This is a genomic window from Nonomuraea sp. NPDC050680 (genome assembly GCF_040654555.1).
Classification (GTDB): domain Bacteria; phylum Actinomycetota; class Actinomycetes; order Streptosporangiales; family Streptosporangiaceae; genus Nonomuraea.
The window spans coordinates 145098-161648 of sequence record NZ_JBFAIF010000017.1; the positions used below are offsets into that span (position 1 = coordinate 145098).

Here is a 16551-nt window from a genome sequence, read left to right on the forward strand (position 1 = left end):
CGCCAGCGCAAAACTAGCCGAGGGCCCTTCGGGGTACTGTGGCGCTCACCGTGGTGCCTTGTCCTTGTACGCAATTGAGGGTGAGGCGGCCGCCCATTCCTGCGAACTCGACCCGTCTGCCACTCAGACCGGCCCCATGCGCCTTGGCCGACGTGCCGAGGCCGTCATCGCTGACGGTCAGGCGCAGCCCGCCGGGAGCCACGGTGAGGGCAAGGGAGACGGTACGGGCCTGTGCCTGCTGTTCCACTTCCTGCAGAACGTCACGGATCGTGCCATGGACGATCTCGGTGATGAGGGCGGGAAGCGGTTGTTTCGGCAGAGCCCATATCTCCACGGTGATCCCGGTCCGCAGCGACCATTCCGCCAGGTGATCTTCCAGAGCGTGTGAGGTGGCCCTGCGACTGCCTGGTTCAGAGCTATTGATCATCTGCTTCTTCCACTTCTGGTCAACAAGTCGAGTACGCCTGATCAGGCCCATCCGGCGGGCAGTCGCGGGCCTAGCGGACCATCTTGAGCCCGGTGTGCCAGACGTACCCGTGTCCCCCGCCGTGCAGGTTCCAGACTTCGGTCCAGTTCCAGGCTGGCTTGTTGTCCCAGCAGTAGCCCTGGAGCTTGGTGCCCTTCTTGACCACCCGGTAGCCGGAGCTGAAGCTCTGGCGCTTGTGCACCTTGACCGCCCACTTCGCCTGGACGACGCAGTGCCAGCGAGCGGCCGAGGCCTTGGTGGCGCCTTCGGTGGCGCTGGTGGCGTGCGCTGAGGAGACCAGCGCGCCGGAGGTGAGCGCGGCCGCCACGACCAGCGTGGCGATCTTTCCTACGGATCTCATATCCGGAAATGTAGGTTTACAGGTGTTGAGGATATGTTGAGAATTTGTCGAGCTTCCTAGACTGCGCCGCGAGGCGCCCTCCGGCAGCAGCGGCTGGAGCCGCTCCCACTCGGCGTTCGTTAAGTCACCACGTCCCATGCACTTATCGCGACAAGATCACCACAACTAGTCACAGGCTCCAGGAAACAGCCCTTAGTGCAGGTAGCACACGAGCATGTGTTTTAGCTCGTCCACGAGCTCGGTGCTCCGCTCGGGCGACTCGGTGGTGATCATAGGCATCACTGCCTTCACCATCGACAACACCATCGTGCCCATGAGCAGGGCCCGGTGCTCGGACAGTCCCGGCCGCAGGCGGCGCAGCATGCCCGCGATCTGCCCGGCGATGTCCTCATGCAGCCGCTGCGAGGCCGCGGCGAACCTGTCGCCTGTGGCCGAGCCGTAGAGCAGCGACCAGTACGCCGGTGAGCGGCTCTTGAACCGCACGCTCTCGTCCACGAGCTGCCCCACCAGCACCTCCAGCGGGACGGCCGGGGTGACCTCGGCCAGCCTGGCGGCCCAGAACTCCTGGCGGTCGTCGGTGTAGCGGGACACCAGCCCGTCCAGGATCTCCTCCTTGTTGCGGAAGAACTGATATAGCGAGCCCGGCGACATCCCCGCTCGCGCGGCGACCTGGTTCGTCGTCATGTCCGGGTAGCCGACCTCGGCGATCACCAGTTCGGCGGCGTCGAGGATCTCCGCCATGCGCTTCAGACCCCTCGCCTGTCGGCGGACCGTGCGTTCAGCCATGCGGCACCTCATTGACAAATGCGAGCATTTACTTGTATTTCTGTTCGAGACAGCAAACACGAGTAGTTTACCGAGTTTTGATCGGAGACCCCATGCGAACCGCTCTGGGACTCACGCGATGACGGTCAGCGCGCGGCTCCGCCCCGTCCACTCGGCCACGGCGGAGCCGCCACTGCGCAGGCTCGGCTACTTTCTGGTACGCCGCCGCCGGCTCGTCCTGACGCTGGCCCTGCTCGGCCTGATCGCGGCCGGAGTGCTCGCCGCGGGCGCGGTGCCCCGGCTGTCGCTGGCCAGGTTCGAGGCCCCGGGCTCGGAGTCCGACCGGGCGCAGGCCGAGCTGGTCGAGCGGTTCGACACCGGCAGCCCCGACATGATCTTCCTGGTGACCGCCAAGAGCGGCACGGTGGACGATCCGGCGGTCGAGGCCGCGGGCAAGGAGCTGACCGCCCGGATCGGGGGCGAGGCCGACGTCGCCGAGGCGGACTCGTACTGGACCCGCGGCAGGCCCGTCACGATGCGCAGCGAGGATGGCAGGCACGCGCTCATCGTGGTCCGCATCCCGGGGGACGCCGACCACGTGCGGGCACAGGTGCTGCCCAGGCTCGTCCCCGAGATCACCCGGGGTACGGACCTGCTGCAGGTGCGGGCCGGGGGAGGGGAGGAGGTCTTCCGTGAGACCGTGCCGCTGGCCAGGCAGGACTTCGTCCGGGCCGAGCTGGTCATCTTCCCGCTGGCGTTCGTGCTGCTCTGGCTCTACCAGCGGCGCGCGATGGCGGCCCTCGTGCCGATCCTGGCCGGCCTGTTCGCGATGATGATCGGGCTCGCGCTGCTCCGTGGCGTCCTGACGTTTACCGAAATTTCGACGTTCGCCCTGAATCTCACGCTGGCCATGGGGCTCGGCCTCGGCATCGACTACTGCCTCTTCGTGATCCAGCGCTTCCGCGAGGAGGTGCGGGGCGGCAAGGACCGGGCGGCGGCCGTCGCGGGGGCGGTCGAGCACGCAGGCCGGACCGTGCTGTTCAGCGGCCTGACCGTGGCCACGTCGCTGGCCGTGCTGTTCGCGTTGCCGTTCGACTTCCTGCGCTCCTTCGCGTACTCGGGCATCGCCGTCGTCATCGGCGGCCTGGTCGCGGCCGTGCTGGTGCTGCCCGCCGTACTCGCCTCCATCGGCGGCACGATGGTGCCCAGACGGGAGCGGCCGGAGCGGGCGGCGGGGTTCTGGCACGGGCTGGCCACCCGCGTGATGCGCCGGCCGCTGGTATTCGGCGGCCTGGCGACCGTGCTGCTGCTAGTGCTGGCCTCGCCCTTCCTGGGCCTGCGCTTCGGCGTGGCCGACGACCGCATCCTGCCCCTGGAGGCGCCCTCCCGGCAGACGCAGGAGGTGGTGCGTCAGTCGTTCCCCGCCGAGGAAACCGACGCCATCCGGCTGGTCTCGCGCGAGGCGGTGACGGGGGACGTCACGGCGTACGCGACGAGCCTGTCCCGGCTGCCCGGCGTGGCCCAGGTGGACTCTGCCGCCGGGTCGTTCGCCGACGGGCGGCAGGTGGGCGACGGGGACCCGTCCAGGTTCCAGGGCGAGGGCACGTGGCTGTCGGTGGTCCCGTCGGCCGCGGCCCTGGCCGACGACCCCGTGCGGCTCGTCCAGGCCGTGCGCGCGGTGCCGCCGCCCTTCGAGGTACTGGTCGGCGGCTATCCCGCCGAGCTGTCCGACTACCGGGCCTCGGTGGTGGACCGGCTGCCGCTGGTGCTCGCGCTCATGCTGGGCGTGACGTTCGTGGTCCTGTTCCTCATGACGCGCAGCCTGATCATCCCGATCAAGGCGACCCTGCTGAACGTCCTCAGCCTCGGCGTCATGTTCGGCGCCATCGTCTGGATCTTCCAGGACGGCAACCTGTCGGGTCTCCTCGGCTTCACCCCGACGGGCACGCTCGACCCCAGCATCCCCATCCTCATGCTCTGTGTGGCCTACGGCCTGTCGATGGACTACGAGGTGTTCCTGCTGTCGCGGATCAAGGAGGAGTACGACAGGACCGGCGACACCGAGCAGGCGGTGGCCGCCGGCCTGCAGCGGGGCGCTCCGCTGATCACCGCGGCCGGCGGCATCCTGGCGCTCACCTTCGCCGCGTACGCAACCGCGCAGGTGATGTTCGTGCAGATGCTGGGCGTCGGCATGGCGGTGGCCGTGCTGGTGGACGCGACTGTGATCAGGGCGGTGCTGGTGCCGAGCCTCATGCGCCTGGCCGGACCCCTCAACTGGTGGCCTAGAGGTCGCGCGTCCAGGTCTACCGCGCGACCGAGGTGATGCCGTGTGCGAGCGAGGGCCATCGGTCCGCGGCCCACTCCGGCCAGCCCAGCCACCCCGGTGGCGGGCCGGGGATGCCGCCACCGCCGAGTTCGGCGGCATCGGGTGCCTGGAACTGCTTCCGCCATGTGTCGATGTCCGCCTCGCTCATCGGAAATGTCGTGTGCGGTGCGGTTGCCTGGCGGTGTGCGATCCGGGCGCGTTGGACGTCCTTGTCGATGGACAGGTAGATGACCTGGCAGGCCGCCCCGGCCGATGCTGCCAGCCAACGCAGCGCCGACCGTTCGTCGCGGCTCCAGAGCCCGAAGTCGAGCACGACGTTGGTGCCCAGTCGCAGCGCTCGCAGGGCTAGTGCGATGAGCCGTCCTTCCAGCAAGTCGCGCTTGCCGTCGGGCTGCGACCCGTCGAACAGGGAGATCATCCACTCGTCCGGGGTCAGCCGCAGCGCGCGGTGCGCCACGGCGAGCTCTTCGGCCCGGGTGGTCTTTCCGGCGCCGGGGAGCCCGACCATCAGGAGCAGCTTGGCGGGTTGGGGCCGCACGTCATGGTTCGGCTTCGCTTTCGCGATGGCCGCGACCGGCTCGTTGGCGACGGCGGGGGAAGTCTCGGACGTGCGAGGAAAAGGATCTTGGTGCGTTGGATGGAACTGCTGCGACATGGATTCGCTCCCCGGATCACGCGGGACGATCCGGCAGCACAGCGAGACACGCGATGGGGCTGCCGGCGGGACACTGATCCGGCGGTACGCCTTGGCACTGACCCCAGTGGGGCAGGCGTTGAGGCCGCGGTTTACGGCAACCGCGATACCGCCGCTAAGCGGCGGCGCGGATGTTCATAGCGGCGAAGCAACCCATGCCGCCACCATAGCCGACAGCACCAGCATGGTTGTCGACCGCCGCCGCGATCAGTGACCGTTCGGTCCTGCCACTGCCAATCAGCGCAGCGGCTCCAAGTCGTCCTCATCGTCGTCGGTGTCCACCGCGTTGAGGGCCTAGGCGGGGTCGGTCGGTCACCGTGGCACGCGACCTCATGAGCCGTACGTCAGGCGGCGCAGCGCGGTCTCGGCCGGTCCCCGTCGTCTGCGGAAGATCGTGGCCAGTGCCACGGTGGTCAGCCAGACGCCCACACGGCGGAGACCACCGGCCCAAGGGTTCCGCGCCGCATCCGGCCCACGGCGAGCCCGATGGCGGTCCGGGCCGACGGCCGGCCGCTGATCGCCTACCTGGACATGACCGACGGCGCGATCAAGCTGCTCGACTGCCACACCCGCGAGTGCTCAACGGCCGGCACCATCACGCTGGCCGAACCCGGCCGCAACACGGCGTCGGTGATGGTCCTTGACCGGGATGGTCGGCCGCTGGTGGCCTACCAGGACCTCGACCGAGAACGGATCGTCATCGCCACCTGCACGCGATCACTATGTACGCGCACCCCGATCACGACGATCCGGCGCGGCGGTGGCCATGGCCTGACCATGGCGCTGGACAGCCACGGCCGGCCGATGATCGCCTGGATGGATGCCGCAGGCTGGGCAGACTGGGACCTGGTCGTCACCACACCGCTCAACCTGCGCTGACCCGCGACAGCGCACGCCCGGCGTCAACGAATTAGCGATCTTGCCGCATGTGTGACGCACGATCATGTGAAAGGCCCTCCCCGCATCGCTCCGGAAAGGGCCTCTGACCTACGGGTCGGGATGGCGGGATGTGAACCCATGGCCTCTTCGTCCCGAACGTGGATGACACGTTCATTCGAGTCTCTGGTCAGATAGGGGACGGGATCACGCTTTCCGTCCCCAGGGGGGGGTTAACAGTTTTTGTAGCCTCAATACACTTGCGCCGAGTGATCGTAGGACTGTACTCTTGCGGCACAGCGAAAGCCTTTCGAGGCGGGATTCGTAACGGCTTTTGGATCAGGGAAAAGCCGTGCCCCGGGCGGCATGCAGAGCAGAGGCGGACCCGGGGCTTACGAGACTCAGCATACCCCGAGGCGCCGCTGCACGTCAGCCATGCCTTCGGAGGTGTCGTCTTGCATACCGATCTGCCCGGGTGGGTTGAGCGGGTGATCTCCGTACCGCGCTTTGCCCCGTATCTCGGCGCGCTCTCGGGCGACCGTCTGGTGGCGTGGGACTTGTACCAGTGGAACGTCCAGGTGTCCGAGGCGTTTTACGGACCGCTGCACTGCCTGGAGATCTGCCTGCGTAACGCCGAGCACGATCGGCTGCGAAGCCGGTTCGGGAGGGACGATTGGTGGCGGGTGGCTCCTCTGAACGATTCTGAGGCGGCCAAGATCACCGCGGCGAAGCAGAAGCTGGCGAGGAAGGGCGTCGGCCTGCCCTCCGCCGATGACGTGGTCACTGAGCTGTCGTTTGGCTTTTGGGTGTCGCTTCTGAGCCGGAAGTACGACCGGCACTTGTGGGTTCCGGCCTTGCACCGTGCGTTCCCGTACTATTCGGGCAGGAGAGAGTCGCTGCGCGACAATCTGCAGGCCATGGTCCTCCTGCGTAATCGCATCATGCATCATGAGCCGATCCATCACCGGCATCTGGCAGCGGACCATGCCAAGATCTACAGGATGCTGGGCTACGTGGAACCGCTTTTCGTCGGCTGGCTGCGAGCCTTCGACCGAGTGCCGGAGGTGCTGACCCGCCGGCCGGAGGGGACGATACGTTGACCTCTCCGCAGGGTTTCGTCTCTCGGGCCGAGATCGCGCGGCTGGCTCAAGTGAAACGGCCCGCCGTGACCAACTGGGAGCGCCGACACAAGGATTATCCCCGGCCGCGGCTCGTCGAAGGAGAGGAACTGTTCGCGGTCGAGGCGCTGCTGGAGTGGCTCGACCTGCGCAGGATCGCGAGCAACGCGCTCCTGCCGGATGAGCGGCCGGGCGCGACCTTCGGCGAACGGTTCCGCAGGAACCTCGCAGGACCGGCAGCACAGATGCCGCAGGCCCGCTCGGCAGCCAGGCGCGAGCAGCCTGCGACAAGCGACTTGTGGCGGACGCTCGAGCGGTTGAGAGGCACATACGACATCGTCCGTTACCGCGATCTGGTGCTCAGTCTGATCTATACGCGAGCGCAGGATCGAGATGGATGGTCATCTGTCGTCACAGGCAGCCGAAGCGATGCGACAGCGCTGATGACCTTCATCGTCAACAAGCTCGGAACCGGCGACATGCTGTCACCCGTCGCCTTCAATGTGGACGCGAAAATCCCCGCAGAGCTCGTCGAGTTCGCCGACGTCGCGGTCGGCGAGCTGGGCGGCGCCGGGGCGTTTCGCGCTCTGCTGGATCGCTTCGCCACGTTGGAGGGCAGGCGCGGTGGGGAGTTCTACACGCCTCCTTCCGTCGTCCGCGTTCTGGTGGACGCCCTCGCCGCCGAAACACCCGGGGAGATCTACGATCCATGCTGCGGCTCGGGGGAGATACTGCTCACCGCGGCCCTCCAAGCCCCTGGCCTTACCGTCCACGGCGACGCTCTCAATGCCGAGGCTCTGGTCCTGGCAAAGATGAACATGACGCTGCACGGCATCGACGCCCGGCTCGGCAGGCAGTCGCTCGACGTCCTGAGCCGTCCCGATCAACCCTCGCCTAGTTATTCCTACATCGTGGCGAACCCCCCATTCGGCATACGCAACTGGTCCCAGGAAGATCCGGCGCTGAACAGGTCCTGGCTCTACGGACCACCGCCTCGCGGCAACGCGGACTTCGCCTGGCTGCAGTTCGTGCTGGAGCGGTTGGCGCCAGGTGGGCGTGCCGCGGTCGTCATGCCGGCCGGCGCCGCCTTCAGAGGGGGACGCGAGCGCGCGATCCGGCAGGCCATGGTGGCGGACGGCTGTATCGAGTCGGTGATAGCACTGCCTTCGATGCTCTTCTACAACACGGCGATCGGCGCGACGATATGGGTCCTGCGCCGCTCTCCGACTCCGCGGCAGGAGCTTCTCCTGGTGGACGCGACGGGGCTGGGCCGGTTGTCACAGCGCGCTCAGCGCGAGCTGTCGGAGGAGGACCACGAGGCGATTCGCGATGTTCTCGCCGACTGGCGTGCGGGTGTGATCCCGGCCAACGAGGCGTTGCCCACTGCCGTCGTGACCGGTGAGGAACTGAGCAGAAGCGACTACGACCTCACTCCCGGGAAGTACGCCATCAGCGAGCCCGCCGCCAGGACGGACGACGGCCGTCAAGGCATCGAGACGCTGCTCCGCGAGCTGGATCGGCTGCATGAGCAGGCGGCGAGGGCGGACATGGCGGTGGATCAGGTGATCGGGCGGCCTCAGATCCTCGAATCTCCGATCGGTGAGTTGCCGCCGGGCTGGCGCGAAGTGAGCCTCGCCGACATCAGCGAGCTCACCGCGGGCCCCTTCACCCGTGCCTCGGACGACGGGCCCGTGGGCGTCGTCAAGCCGCGCAATCTCGAAGGCGGGCCCATCTCAGGCATTTTCGGCGGGCGCATCTCGGGAACCTTCGATCGAATAGATGAGGACACAGCCGGCAAGCTGGAGAGCTATCGGCTCGCAGAGGGCGACATCGTCTGCACACGGACCGGAGTGATCGGTCGGCACGCCCTGGTGACCTCCGCGCACCAAGGGTGGGTGTGCGGCACGGGGCTGATCAGGATTCGTCCCAGAGGGGGAGTCGACCCGCAGTACCTGAGCGACTATCTGAGCTCCCCATCGGTGCTTGATTGGCTGACCCGCAATTCTGCCGGGAGCGTGCTTCCCAGCATCAACATCCGCGTCCTGGGAACCCTGCCTGTGGTGCTTCCTCCCACGGAGGTTCGGGAGACGATCGGCCGTGCCCTCCAAGCCCTGAGCGACAAGATCACCGTGCATGAGCAGATCGCGCGGACCACCGCGGCGCTCCGTGACACGCTGTTTCCTCTCCTGGCCTCGGGGAGAGTCATGCCGCCCGAGTGAAACGCCTCAGGCGGTGGTGAAGACGGCGGTGGCCGCCAAGGCTCCTCTGCGGTGCCTGCCAAGGCCGCGCGGATCGCCAGGTAGGTGCGGGCGGTGTTTGAGCGCGGCATCAACGTCAGCCATCTCGGACGGTGGCGCGCTTGTGAAATCACGTCGTCCAGGGAGGAAACGGGCGCGCGAGGCGAGCCTTTGTGTGCGGATGCTGTTAGCGCTTGTCGCCAGCGGGCTGGCCGCCCGTAGTCACGCAGAAAGTCACTCAGAGAACAAGAGAGGCCACTTCCGATCTTCGGAAGCGGCCTTCTACCTGGTCTTGCTGGGTCGGGGTGGCGGGATTTGAACCCACGGCCTCTTCGTCCCGAACGAAGCGCGCTGCCAAGCTGCGCTACACCCCGGTGCACGCCCTCTTTTGCGTGCTTGAGAAGTCTAGCTGACTTCGCGGGTGCTTGTGACCGCGTTTACCGGCGCGGGACCAGGGTGAGCAACGAGGCCTCCGGGAAGCAGGCGAAGCGGACCGGGGCGTACGGCGAGGTGCCGAGGCCGGCCGAGACGTGCAGCCAGGCGCTGTCGTGGCGGTTGAGGCCCTTGACGCGGGGTCGGTCGATGCCGCAGTTGGTGACCAGGGCGCCGTAGAACGGGATGCACAGCTGGCCGCCGTGCGTGTGGCCGGCCAGGAGGAGCTGGTAGCCGTCGGCGGCGAAGCGGGTCATGTTGCGGGGCTCGGGGGAGTGCATGACGCCGAGGCGGAGGTCGGCGTCGGCCGGGGCGGGGCCGGCGACCAGGTCGTAGCGGTCGCGGTCGATGTGGGAGTCGTGGATGCCCGCCACCGCCACGTCGAGGTCGCCGATCTTGAGGCGGGCGGTGGTGTTGTTCATGTCGAGCCAGCCCTCGGCCGCCATGCCGGCACCCAACTCCTCCCAGGGGAGGGTCGGGACGTGCTGGCGGCGCTCGTTCTTGGAGGTGCGCCAGAGGTAGCGGGCCGGGTTCTTGGGCTTGGGGGCGTAGAGGTCGTTGGAGCCGTACACGAACATGCCGGGACGGGCCAGCAGGGGCTCCAGGGCGTGCAGGAGCGCGGGTACGGCCTCAGGGTGGGCGATCGAGTCGCCCGTGTTGACGACCAGGTCGGGCTCCAGGGAGCCGAGCGAGCGGACCCAGTTGATCAGCATCCTGCGGCCCGGCGTCAGGTGCAGGTCGGACAGATGGAGGATGCGTACGGGCCGCTGCCCGCGCTCCAGCACGGGCACGTCGAAGCGGCGCAGCCGGAACCAGTTGCGCTCGACGACGGAGGCGTAACCCAGACCGGCCAGGCCGAGGCCGAGCATGGACAGTGGTATCGCGGCAGCTTTCCTCACCCATTCATGATGCCCGACATCCGGCCCCAGGCGTCCCGAGTACGTGAGATGGGGCTCCGTGAGCGCGTAGCCGTCCGTACAGGCGGCAAGATGAACCCATGAGCGCATTGAAGGACAAGCTGAAGGCCGATCTGACGGCCTCGCTGAAGAGCCGGGACGAGGTACGCCTCCGGACGGTTCGCATGGCACTGGCCGCGGTCAACGTCGAGGAGGTCGCCGGCAAGGCGGCCAGGGAGCTCTCCGACGACGAGATCATCAAGGTGCTGACCAAGGAGGCCAAGAAGCGCCGGGAGGCGGCCGAGGCGTTCGGGAACGCCGGGCGTGCGGAGCAGGCACAGGCGGAGCTGGACGAGCAGGCGGTGCTGGAGGAATACCTGCCGGCGCAGCTCTCCGACGAGGAGCTCGGCCGCCTCGTCGACGAGGCCGTCGCCGAGACCGGCGCCGCCGGCCCCCAGGCGATGGGTCAGGTCATGAAGGTCGTCAATCCGAAGGTCGCCGGTCGTGCGGAGGGGGGACGGGTCGCCGCGGCCGTTCGCGCGCGACTGTCCGCCTAACCAAGTCTCGGGTGCCCGCCACGAACGCGGGCACCCAGGGCACTGAGGTCAGTTGGCCGGGGTGATGGGCAGGTCGCCGCCGCGCCCGCGCCCCCGGCCGTTGTTGTCGCGGTTGAACTGGTCGAAGAAGTCGTCCGGAGGACCGCCCTGGTCGGCCTTCTTCTCCTTCTTGGGCTTGGGGGCGCAGTTGTCGCCGCAGCCGCCGAACCGATCGTGGTTGACCGGCGTGAACTCGGTGGGTTCGACGCCCTTGAGCGCCCCCAGCATGGCCTGCTTCCAGATGCGGCCCGAGATCGACGCCCCGTACACGTAGCTGTAGTAGCGGCCCCCGATGGTGACGCCGATCAGGTTGTGGGTGAAGGCGCCGCGCGGGTCGCCGAGGCTGACGGCGGAGGCCAGGTTCGGGGTGTAACCGGCGAACCAGGCGGCCGTGTAGCCGTCGGTGGTGCCCGTCTTGCCCGCCGCGTCCCGGCCGATGCCGCCGACCTCACGCATCGTGCCCTTGGTGAACACGCCCGAGAGGATGCCGCTGACGGCGTCGGCGACCTCCTCCTCCATGACCTTGGAGCACTTGGGCTTGTACTGCGTGGCCTTGCCGTCGCGGTCCTTGATCTCGGTGATCGCCAGCGGCTTGCAGTACTGGCCGCGTGAAGCGAAGACGGCGTAGGTGCTGGCCACGGTGACCGGGTCGACCTCGTTGATGCCGAGCGTGAACGTCTCGAACTCGCGCAGCTTCGCGCCGTCGGCCCGCTTGAGCCCGATCCGCTTGGCCAGCTTGACGACCTTGCAGAGCGTGACGCGCTCCTCCAGTCGCATGAAGAAGGTGTTGACCGAGCCCCAGGTGCCGGTCTGCAGCGTCTTGAAGCCGCCGCCGCCCTCGCTGGAGTTGCGCACCTCATGCGTGGGGTCGCCGACCCGCTTGCCGTCGCAGTTCTTGAACGCGCCGTAGCCGGACGCGGTGTAGCCGGCGGGCGCCGGGTAGCCGTCCCCGTACTTCAGGCCCTCCTCGAGCGCTGTGGCGAGCGTGTAGGCCTTCGCCGTCGAGCCCTGCTGGAAGCCGCCGCCACCGCCGTGCTTGGCGTCGGCGACGACGTTGTAGCTCATCTCGTTCTTCTTCTTGCTGCCGCCGAACTTGCGCGAGGCCGCCATCGCCTTGATCTCGCCGGTGCCCGGCACGACCATCGCCTGCGAGGCCACCGGCTTGTCCTTGGTGCTGACGTACTCCTTGATGGCCTTCTCAGCGGCTTTCTGCATCTTCGGGTCGATCGTGGTCTTGATCGTGAGACCGCCGCGCTGGAGCAGTTTGAGACGCTCCTTGGGGGTCTTGCCGAAATCCTCGTCGTTGAGGATCTCGTTCTGAACGTAGAGGCAGAAGTACGGGTACTTGCTCTCCTCGCAACCGCCGGTGACCTTGGTGTCCTTGAAGACGAGCTTCTTGGCCTTGGACTCGGCGGCCTCCTGCGGCGTGATCTTGCCGAGTTCGGCCATCCGGTCGAGGACGACGTTGCGGCGGGCCTTCAGGAGCTCCCTGGACGCCTTGCTGACGTTCGGGTCAGTCCTGTTGGGGTTCTGGACGGCGCCCGCGAGCGTGGCCGCCTCGACGAGGTTGAGGGCGGAGGCCGGCTTGCCGAAGAAGCGCTTGGCGGCGGCCTGGATGCCGTGCGCACCGGCGCCGAAGTAGGCGATGTTCAGATATTTCTCAAGGATCTGGTCCTTGGAGTACTTCTTCTCGACGGCCATGGCGTAGCGCAGTTCGTTGAGCTTGCGTCCGACGCTGGTCTCGATGGCCGCGGCCTGCTCCTCTTTGGTCTCGGCCGAGTTGAGGAGCACCTGCTTGACGTACTGCTGCGTGATCGACGAGCCACCCTGGGTCACGCCGCCCTGGGTGAGGTTCTTGACGAGGGCGCGGGCCGTTCCCTCCACGTCGATCGGGCCGTGCTGGTAGAACCGGAAGTCCTCGATCGAGATCAGCGCCGTCCGCATGATGGGGGCGACCTTGTCGAGACTCACCGATTCGCGGTTCTCGTAGAAGAACTGGGCTATCTTCTTGCCGTTGGCGTCCATCAGCTCAGTGCGCTCGGGCAACGGGGGTTCGGCCAGGTCCTCGGGCTTCAGGTTGATCCCCGTCATCGCGGACTTGGCGGATATCCCCGCCCCGCCGACCGCGGGAAGGGCTATGGCGGCCGTGAGCACTCCCGCGGCCGCGCCCGCGGCGATCAGCCGCGTGATGTTCAAGAGCGGCGAGGAACGATCTTTGCCCTGAGCTTGCACAAGACCAAGAGTACGTCGAATGAGTGACCTTATCGGTAACTCGGCACCATTTCGCCTTGACTGACGGGGGTGACTAGTCATTCCCGGTCAAGACTCCAGCGAGAAATTGGTCCTCTGGGGTCTGTCGGCCCGAACGTCTAGTTGCGTACGTTCTCCTCTGCGGCAACTGAATACGGAGGCTCGGCGCCCGCGCCCGTCGGCCCCAAATGACGACTGACCACCTAAGGGGAGTGGGGTCGAAATGTGGATCACGGATTGGACCTCCCGTGCCGCCTGTCGAGGAGCGGACCCGGACGCGCTGTTCGTCCAGGGAGCTGCTCAGAACAGGGCGAAGCTGATCTGCCGAGGATGCCCGGTCCGTACCGAATGCCTCGCCGATGCGCTGGACAACCGTATCGAGTTTGGCGTGTGGGGCGGCATGACGGAACGGGAACGACGGGCTCTGCTACGGCGGCGTCCTGACGTGGACTCATGGCGAGAGCTGCTCGAGTCCGCCAAGGAAGAGTACGAACGGACTAACGAGCTGATCGCAGGCTGACCCTAGCCTCGGGCGTACGGCCGGTGCTCGCACCGGCCGTACTCTCATGTGCTCGCGAGGAGTTCCCCGATCCGGTGCAGACCCGCCAGATCGTGGACATCCTCCGACATCGCACGTACCTGGACGACCGGCACTGTGGGGTGGGCTGACAGGAAATGGTCCTGCTCCCGGTGTTCGCGGGCGGCGAGTTGCATTCTGCCGGTGTGCAGCCGCAGTACGGCGGCGGTCAACTCGTGTTCGCCCCGCGACTCCAGGTCTTCCGCCGCGGCGGCGCTGCGCGCGGCCGAGAGCGCCGCCGCGGTGGGTTCGTGCACCCGGTTGACCACCAGGCCGGCCAGGGGCATGCGCTCCTCAGCGAGCCGTTCGACGAAGTAGGAGGCCTCACGCATCGCGTCGCGCTCCGGCGCGGCCACCACCACGAAGGCGGTGCCTGGCGCCTGAAGCAGCCGATAGGTCATCTCCGCGCGCTGCCTGAACCCGCCGAAGACCGCGTCCAATGCCGACACGAACGTCTGCAGGTCCTTGATGACCTGCGCGCCCAGCAGCTTGGTCATCGCGCCCGCCATGAGCCCGAACCCGGCGTTGAGCAGCCGGAACGCGCTCCGCCCTCCGGCCTTGGCCGGCGCAGTCAGCAGCCGGATGAACCTCCCGTCGAGGAAGCGGCCGAGCCGCTCCGGGGCGTCGAGGAAGTCGAGCGCCGACCGCGAGGGCGGCGTGTCGACGATGATCAGATCCCACTCGTCCGAGCGGCGCAGCTGGCCCAGCTTCTCCATCGCCATGTACTCCTGGGTGCCGGCGAAGCTGGAGGACAGCGACTGGTAGAAGGGGTTCGACAGGATCTGGCGGGCCCGCTCGGGGTCGGCGTGCGCCTCGATGATCTCGTCGAACGTACGCTTCATGTCCAGCATCATCGCGAACAGCTGGCCGCCGCCCTCGGGTGAGCTGATCAGGCGTGGGGTGTTGTCGAGCTCGGTGAGCCCCATCGACTGCGCCAGCCGCCGCGCGGGGTCCACGGTCAGCACGACCGCGCACCTGCCGCGCTCGGCGGCCCGCAGTCCCAGTGCGGCGGCCGTCGTGGTCTTACCCACGCCGCCGGCGCCGCAGCAGACGATGATCCGGGTGCCCTGGTCGTCGAGTATGGCGTCGACGTCGAGTAGGGCGGGTTTCTTCACGCTGCTCCCTGGGTGCGGATGGCCTCGGCCAGCTCGTACAGGCCGCTCAGATCGACGCCGTCGGCCAGCAGCGGCAACTCGTAGGACGGCAGCGTCGCCTGCGCCAGCGAGGCGCGCTCGGCCCGCTCCAGCTCGGTACGGCGGGCGTGCTCGGCGACCTCTTCCGCCAGTGCCTCCGCCACCGAGGAGGCGCCGTCGGAGAGACCGGCCGCCTTGAGCCCGAGTGTGAGCTCGGCGACGTCGAATCGGCCCTTGACAGCACTGTCAAGTGCGGCCTGTGGAAGGAGTGATTCACGAACCATGTTGATGAAGATTCCGCCGGGCGGCAGCCCCGCCGACCGCAATTCGGCGATGCCGTCGAGCGTCTCCTGTACCGGCATCTCCTCCAGCAAGGTGATGAAGTGCACCGCCGTTTCCGGAGATTTCACGACCTTGCTCACCAGATCGGAGTGGTTCTTGATCGGGCCGACTCTGGCCAGCCCGGCGACCTCCTGAGTGACGTTGAGGAAGCGCGAGATGCGGCCGGTGGGCGGCGCGTCGAGCACGACGGCGTCATAGATCCGCTTGCCGTTCTTGCCGCGCCTGCGTACGGCCTCGGAGGTCTTGCCGGTGACGAGGACGTCGCGGAACCCGGGGGCGACGGTGGTCGCGAAGTCGACGATGCCCATCTTGGTCAGCGCCCGCCCCGCCCTGCGCATGCCGTAGAACATCTCCATGTATTCGAGCATGGCCTCCTCAGGGTCTATGGCCAGCGCGTAGACGTCGCCGCCTGATGGGGCCACGGCGATCCGGCGCTCCTCGTACGGCAGCGGTGGCAGGTCGAAGATCTGCGCGATGCCCTGTCTGCCCTCCACCTCGACGAGCAGCACCTTGCGCCCGCCCGAGGCCAGTGCCAGGGCGAGGGCCGCGGCGACCGTGGTCTTGCCTGTGCCGCCCTTGCCGGTGACCACGTGCAGTCGCACGCCGTCCCAATCGGTGTCCCGAGAGTCCACGTTTCGAGGCTACCGAACGGTCACTTGCCGGAAGCCGACGACCACCCTTTGAGATTGCTCACACTATGGCGGGCCGCCGCGGGTACCAGCGCCTATTGCGTGCCGCGTTCAGCGGTGCGCCACAGGTTGCGGCTCTCAGCACCTATGGCGTGCCGCGTTCAGTGGTGCGCCACAGGTTGCGGCTCTCAGCACCTACGCTGGCCTCCATGAAGAAATGGGAGTACCTGACGGCTCCGGTGCTGATCCACAACACCAAGATGATCCTGGACAACTTCGGAGCCGACGGCTGGGAGCTGGTCCAGATTCTGCAGGGTGCCACGCCCGAGCAGCTCGTCGCCTACTTCAAGAGGGAGAAGCAGTGACACCCGAAGAGAAGATCGCCGAGCTCGGGCTGACGCTGCCCGAGGTCGTCGCGCCGCTGGCCGCCTATGTGCCGGCCGTACGGACCGGCGATCTCGTCTACACCTCGGGCCAGGTGCCCATGGTCGACGGCAAGCTCGCGCAGACCGGCAAGGTCGGCGCCGAGGTCGGCCTCGACGACGCCCGCGAGCTGGCCCGGATCTGCGCGCTCAACGCGCTGGCCGCGCTGAAGTCCGAGGTCGGCGACCTGGCGAAGGTCGTGCGGATCGTCAAGGTCGTGGCGTTCGTGGCCAGCGACCCGGCCTTCACGCAGCAGCCTCAGGTCGCCAACGGGGCGAGTGAGCTGCTCGCCGAGGTGCTGGGGGAGGCGGGCAAGCACGCCCGCAGCGCGGTGGGCGTCGCGTCCCTGCCGCTCGACGCTCCGGTCGAAGTGGAGCTGATCGCCGAGGTCTCCTGAGAGTCCGGATATGTCACCATGACCCGAGTGATG

General features: G+C 67.6%; 16 protein-coding genes and 1 tRNA gene. 8 read left to right on the forward strand and 9 right to left on the reverse strand.

The window, feature by feature from the left end:
- Positions 1-13 precede the first annotated feature (13 nt).
- The 3 genes from AB0H88_RS39195 to AB0H88_RS39205 form a co-directional block, all read right to left on the reverse strand.
- The gene (locus AB0H88_RS39195) at positions 14-478 is read right to left on the reverse strand and encodes a hypothetical protein (protein ID WP_357653634.1); all 465 of its coding nucleotides are present in this window, start codon (positions 476-478) and stop codon (positions 14-16) included.
- A 19-nt stretch (positions 479-497) separates the two neighbouring features.
- A complete protein-coding gene (locus tag AB0H88_RS39200) occupies positions 498-827 on the reverse strand; it encodes a hypothetical protein (RefSeq protein WP_357653635.1) in 330 nt (109 codons plus the stop codon).
- Positions 828-1019: 192 nt separating this feature from the next.
- Positions 1020-1613: a TetR/AcrR family transcriptional regulator gene (locus AB0H88_RS39205; RefSeq protein WP_357653636.1), complete on the reverse strand. Its 594-nt coding sequence runs from the start codon at positions 1611-1613 to the stop codon at positions 1020-1022.
- A 118-nt stretch (positions 1614-1731) separates the two neighbouring features.
- Between AB0H88_RS39205 and AB0H88_RS39210 the strand changes: the two genes are divergently transcribed.
- Positions 1732-3915, forward strand: a complete 2184-nt coding sequence (locus AB0H88_RS39210; RefSeq protein ID WP_357653637.1) for an MMPL family transporter — start codon at positions 1732-1734, stop codon at positions 3913-3915.
- Here the strand turns inward: AB0H88_RS39210 and AB0H88_RS39215 are convergent.
- A complete protein-coding gene (locus tag AB0H88_RS39215) occupies positions 3896-4573 on the reverse strand; it encodes an ATP-binding protein (protein WP_357653638.1) in 678 nt (225 codons plus the stop codon). The genes AB0H88_RS39210 and AB0H88_RS39215 overlap by 20 nt on opposite strands.
- Positions 4574-5098: 525 nt before the next feature.
- Between AB0H88_RS39215 and AB0H88_RS39220 the strand changes: the two genes are divergently transcribed.
- The 3 genes from AB0H88_RS39220 (at position 5099) to AB0H88_RS39230 (ending at position 8825) form a co-directional block, all read left to right on the forward strand.
- Entirely contained in the window at positions 5099-5491 is a 393-nt protein-coding gene (locus AB0H88_RS39220; protein ID WP_357653639.1) for a hypothetical protein, read from the forward strand.
- A gap of 452 nt (positions 5492-5943) precedes the next feature.
- Positions 5944-6588, forward strand: coding sequence for a hypothetical protein (locus tag AB0H88_RS39225; protein WP_357653640.1), 645 nt, complete (start codon positions 5944-5946; stop codon positions 6586-6588).
- On the forward strand, positions 6585-8825 hold the full coding sequence (locus AB0H88_RS39230) for an N-6 DNA methylase (protein WP_357653641.1): 2241 nt from the start codon (positions 6585-6587) through the stop codon (positions 8823-8825). Before AB0H88_RS39225 ends, AB0H88_RS39230 begins: the two co-directional genes overlap by 4 nt.
- A 318-nt stretch (positions 8826-9143) precedes the next feature.
- Here AB0H88_RS39230 and AB0H88_RS39235 read toward each other — a convergent pair.
- A tRNA-Pro gene (locus tag AB0H88_RS39235) sits at positions 9144-9217 on the reverse strand.
- Between the two features lie 63 nt (positions 9218-9280).
- Positions 9281-10144, reverse strand: coding sequence for a metallophosphoesterase (locus AB0H88_RS39240; protein WP_357653675.1), 864 nt, complete (start codon positions 10142-10144; stop codon positions 9281-9283).
- Positions 10145-10272: 128 nt separating this feature from the next.
- Between AB0H88_RS39240 and AB0H88_RS39245 the strand changes: the two genes are divergently transcribed.
- Complete coding sequence (locus tag AB0H88_RS39245; RefSeq protein ID WP_357653642.1) at positions 10273-10728, forward strand: GatB/YqeY domain-containing protein; 456 nt, start codon at positions 10273-10275, stop codon at positions 10726-10728.
- A gap of 48 nt (positions 10729-10776) precedes the next feature.
- Here AB0H88_RS39245 and AB0H88_RS39250 read toward each other — a convergent pair whose 3' ends face one another.
- Positions 10777-12963, reverse strand: coding sequence for a transglycosylase domain-containing protein (locus tag AB0H88_RS39250; protein WP_357653643.1), 2187 nt, complete (start codon positions 12961-12963; stop codon positions 10777-10779).
- 277 nt (positions 12964-13240) lie between these two features.
- Between AB0H88_RS39250 and AB0H88_RS39255 the strand changes: the two genes are divergently transcribed.
- Positions 13241-13537, forward strand: a complete 297-nt coding sequence (locus tag AB0H88_RS39255; RefSeq protein WP_148036282.1) for a WhiB family transcriptional regulator — start codon at positions 13241-13243, stop codon at positions 13535-13537.
- Positions 13538-13581: 44 nt separating this feature from the next.
- On the opposite strand, the gene AB0H88_RS39260 is transcribed toward AB0H88_RS39255, so the two are convergent.
- Together AB0H88_RS39260 and AB0H88_RS39265 are read right to left on the reverse strand one after the other, a co-directional pair.
- The gene (locus AB0H88_RS39260) at positions 13582-14709 is read right to left on the reverse strand and encodes an ArsA family ATPase (protein WP_357653644.1); all 1128 of its coding nucleotides are present in this window, start codon (positions 14707-14709) and stop codon (positions 13582-13584) included.
- Positions 14706-15701, reverse strand: a complete 996-nt coding sequence (locus AB0H88_RS39265) for an ArsA-related P-loop ATPase (RefSeq protein WP_357653645.1) — start codon at positions 15699-15701, stop codon at positions 14706-14708. Before AB0H88_RS39265 ends, AB0H88_RS39260 begins: the two co-directional genes overlap by 4 nt.
- Positions 15702-15907: 206 nt before the next feature.
- Here AB0H88_RS39265 and AB0H88_RS39270 point away from each other — a divergent pair, with 206 nt between their 5' ends.
- Together AB0H88_RS39270 and AB0H88_RS39275 are read left to right on the forward strand one after the other, a co-directional pair.
- On the forward strand, positions 15908-16063 hold the full coding sequence (locus tag AB0H88_RS39270; RefSeq protein WP_165959776.1) for a hypothetical protein: 156 nt from the start codon (positions 15908-15910) through the stop codon (positions 16061-16063).
- Complete coding sequence (locus tag AB0H88_RS39275; protein ID WP_357653646.1) at positions 16060-16518, forward strand: RidA family protein; 459 nt, start codon at positions 16060-16062, stop codon at positions 16516-16518. Before AB0H88_RS39270 ends, AB0H88_RS39275 begins: the two co-directional genes overlap by 4 nt.
- Positions 16519-16551: the final 33 nt, after the last annotated feature.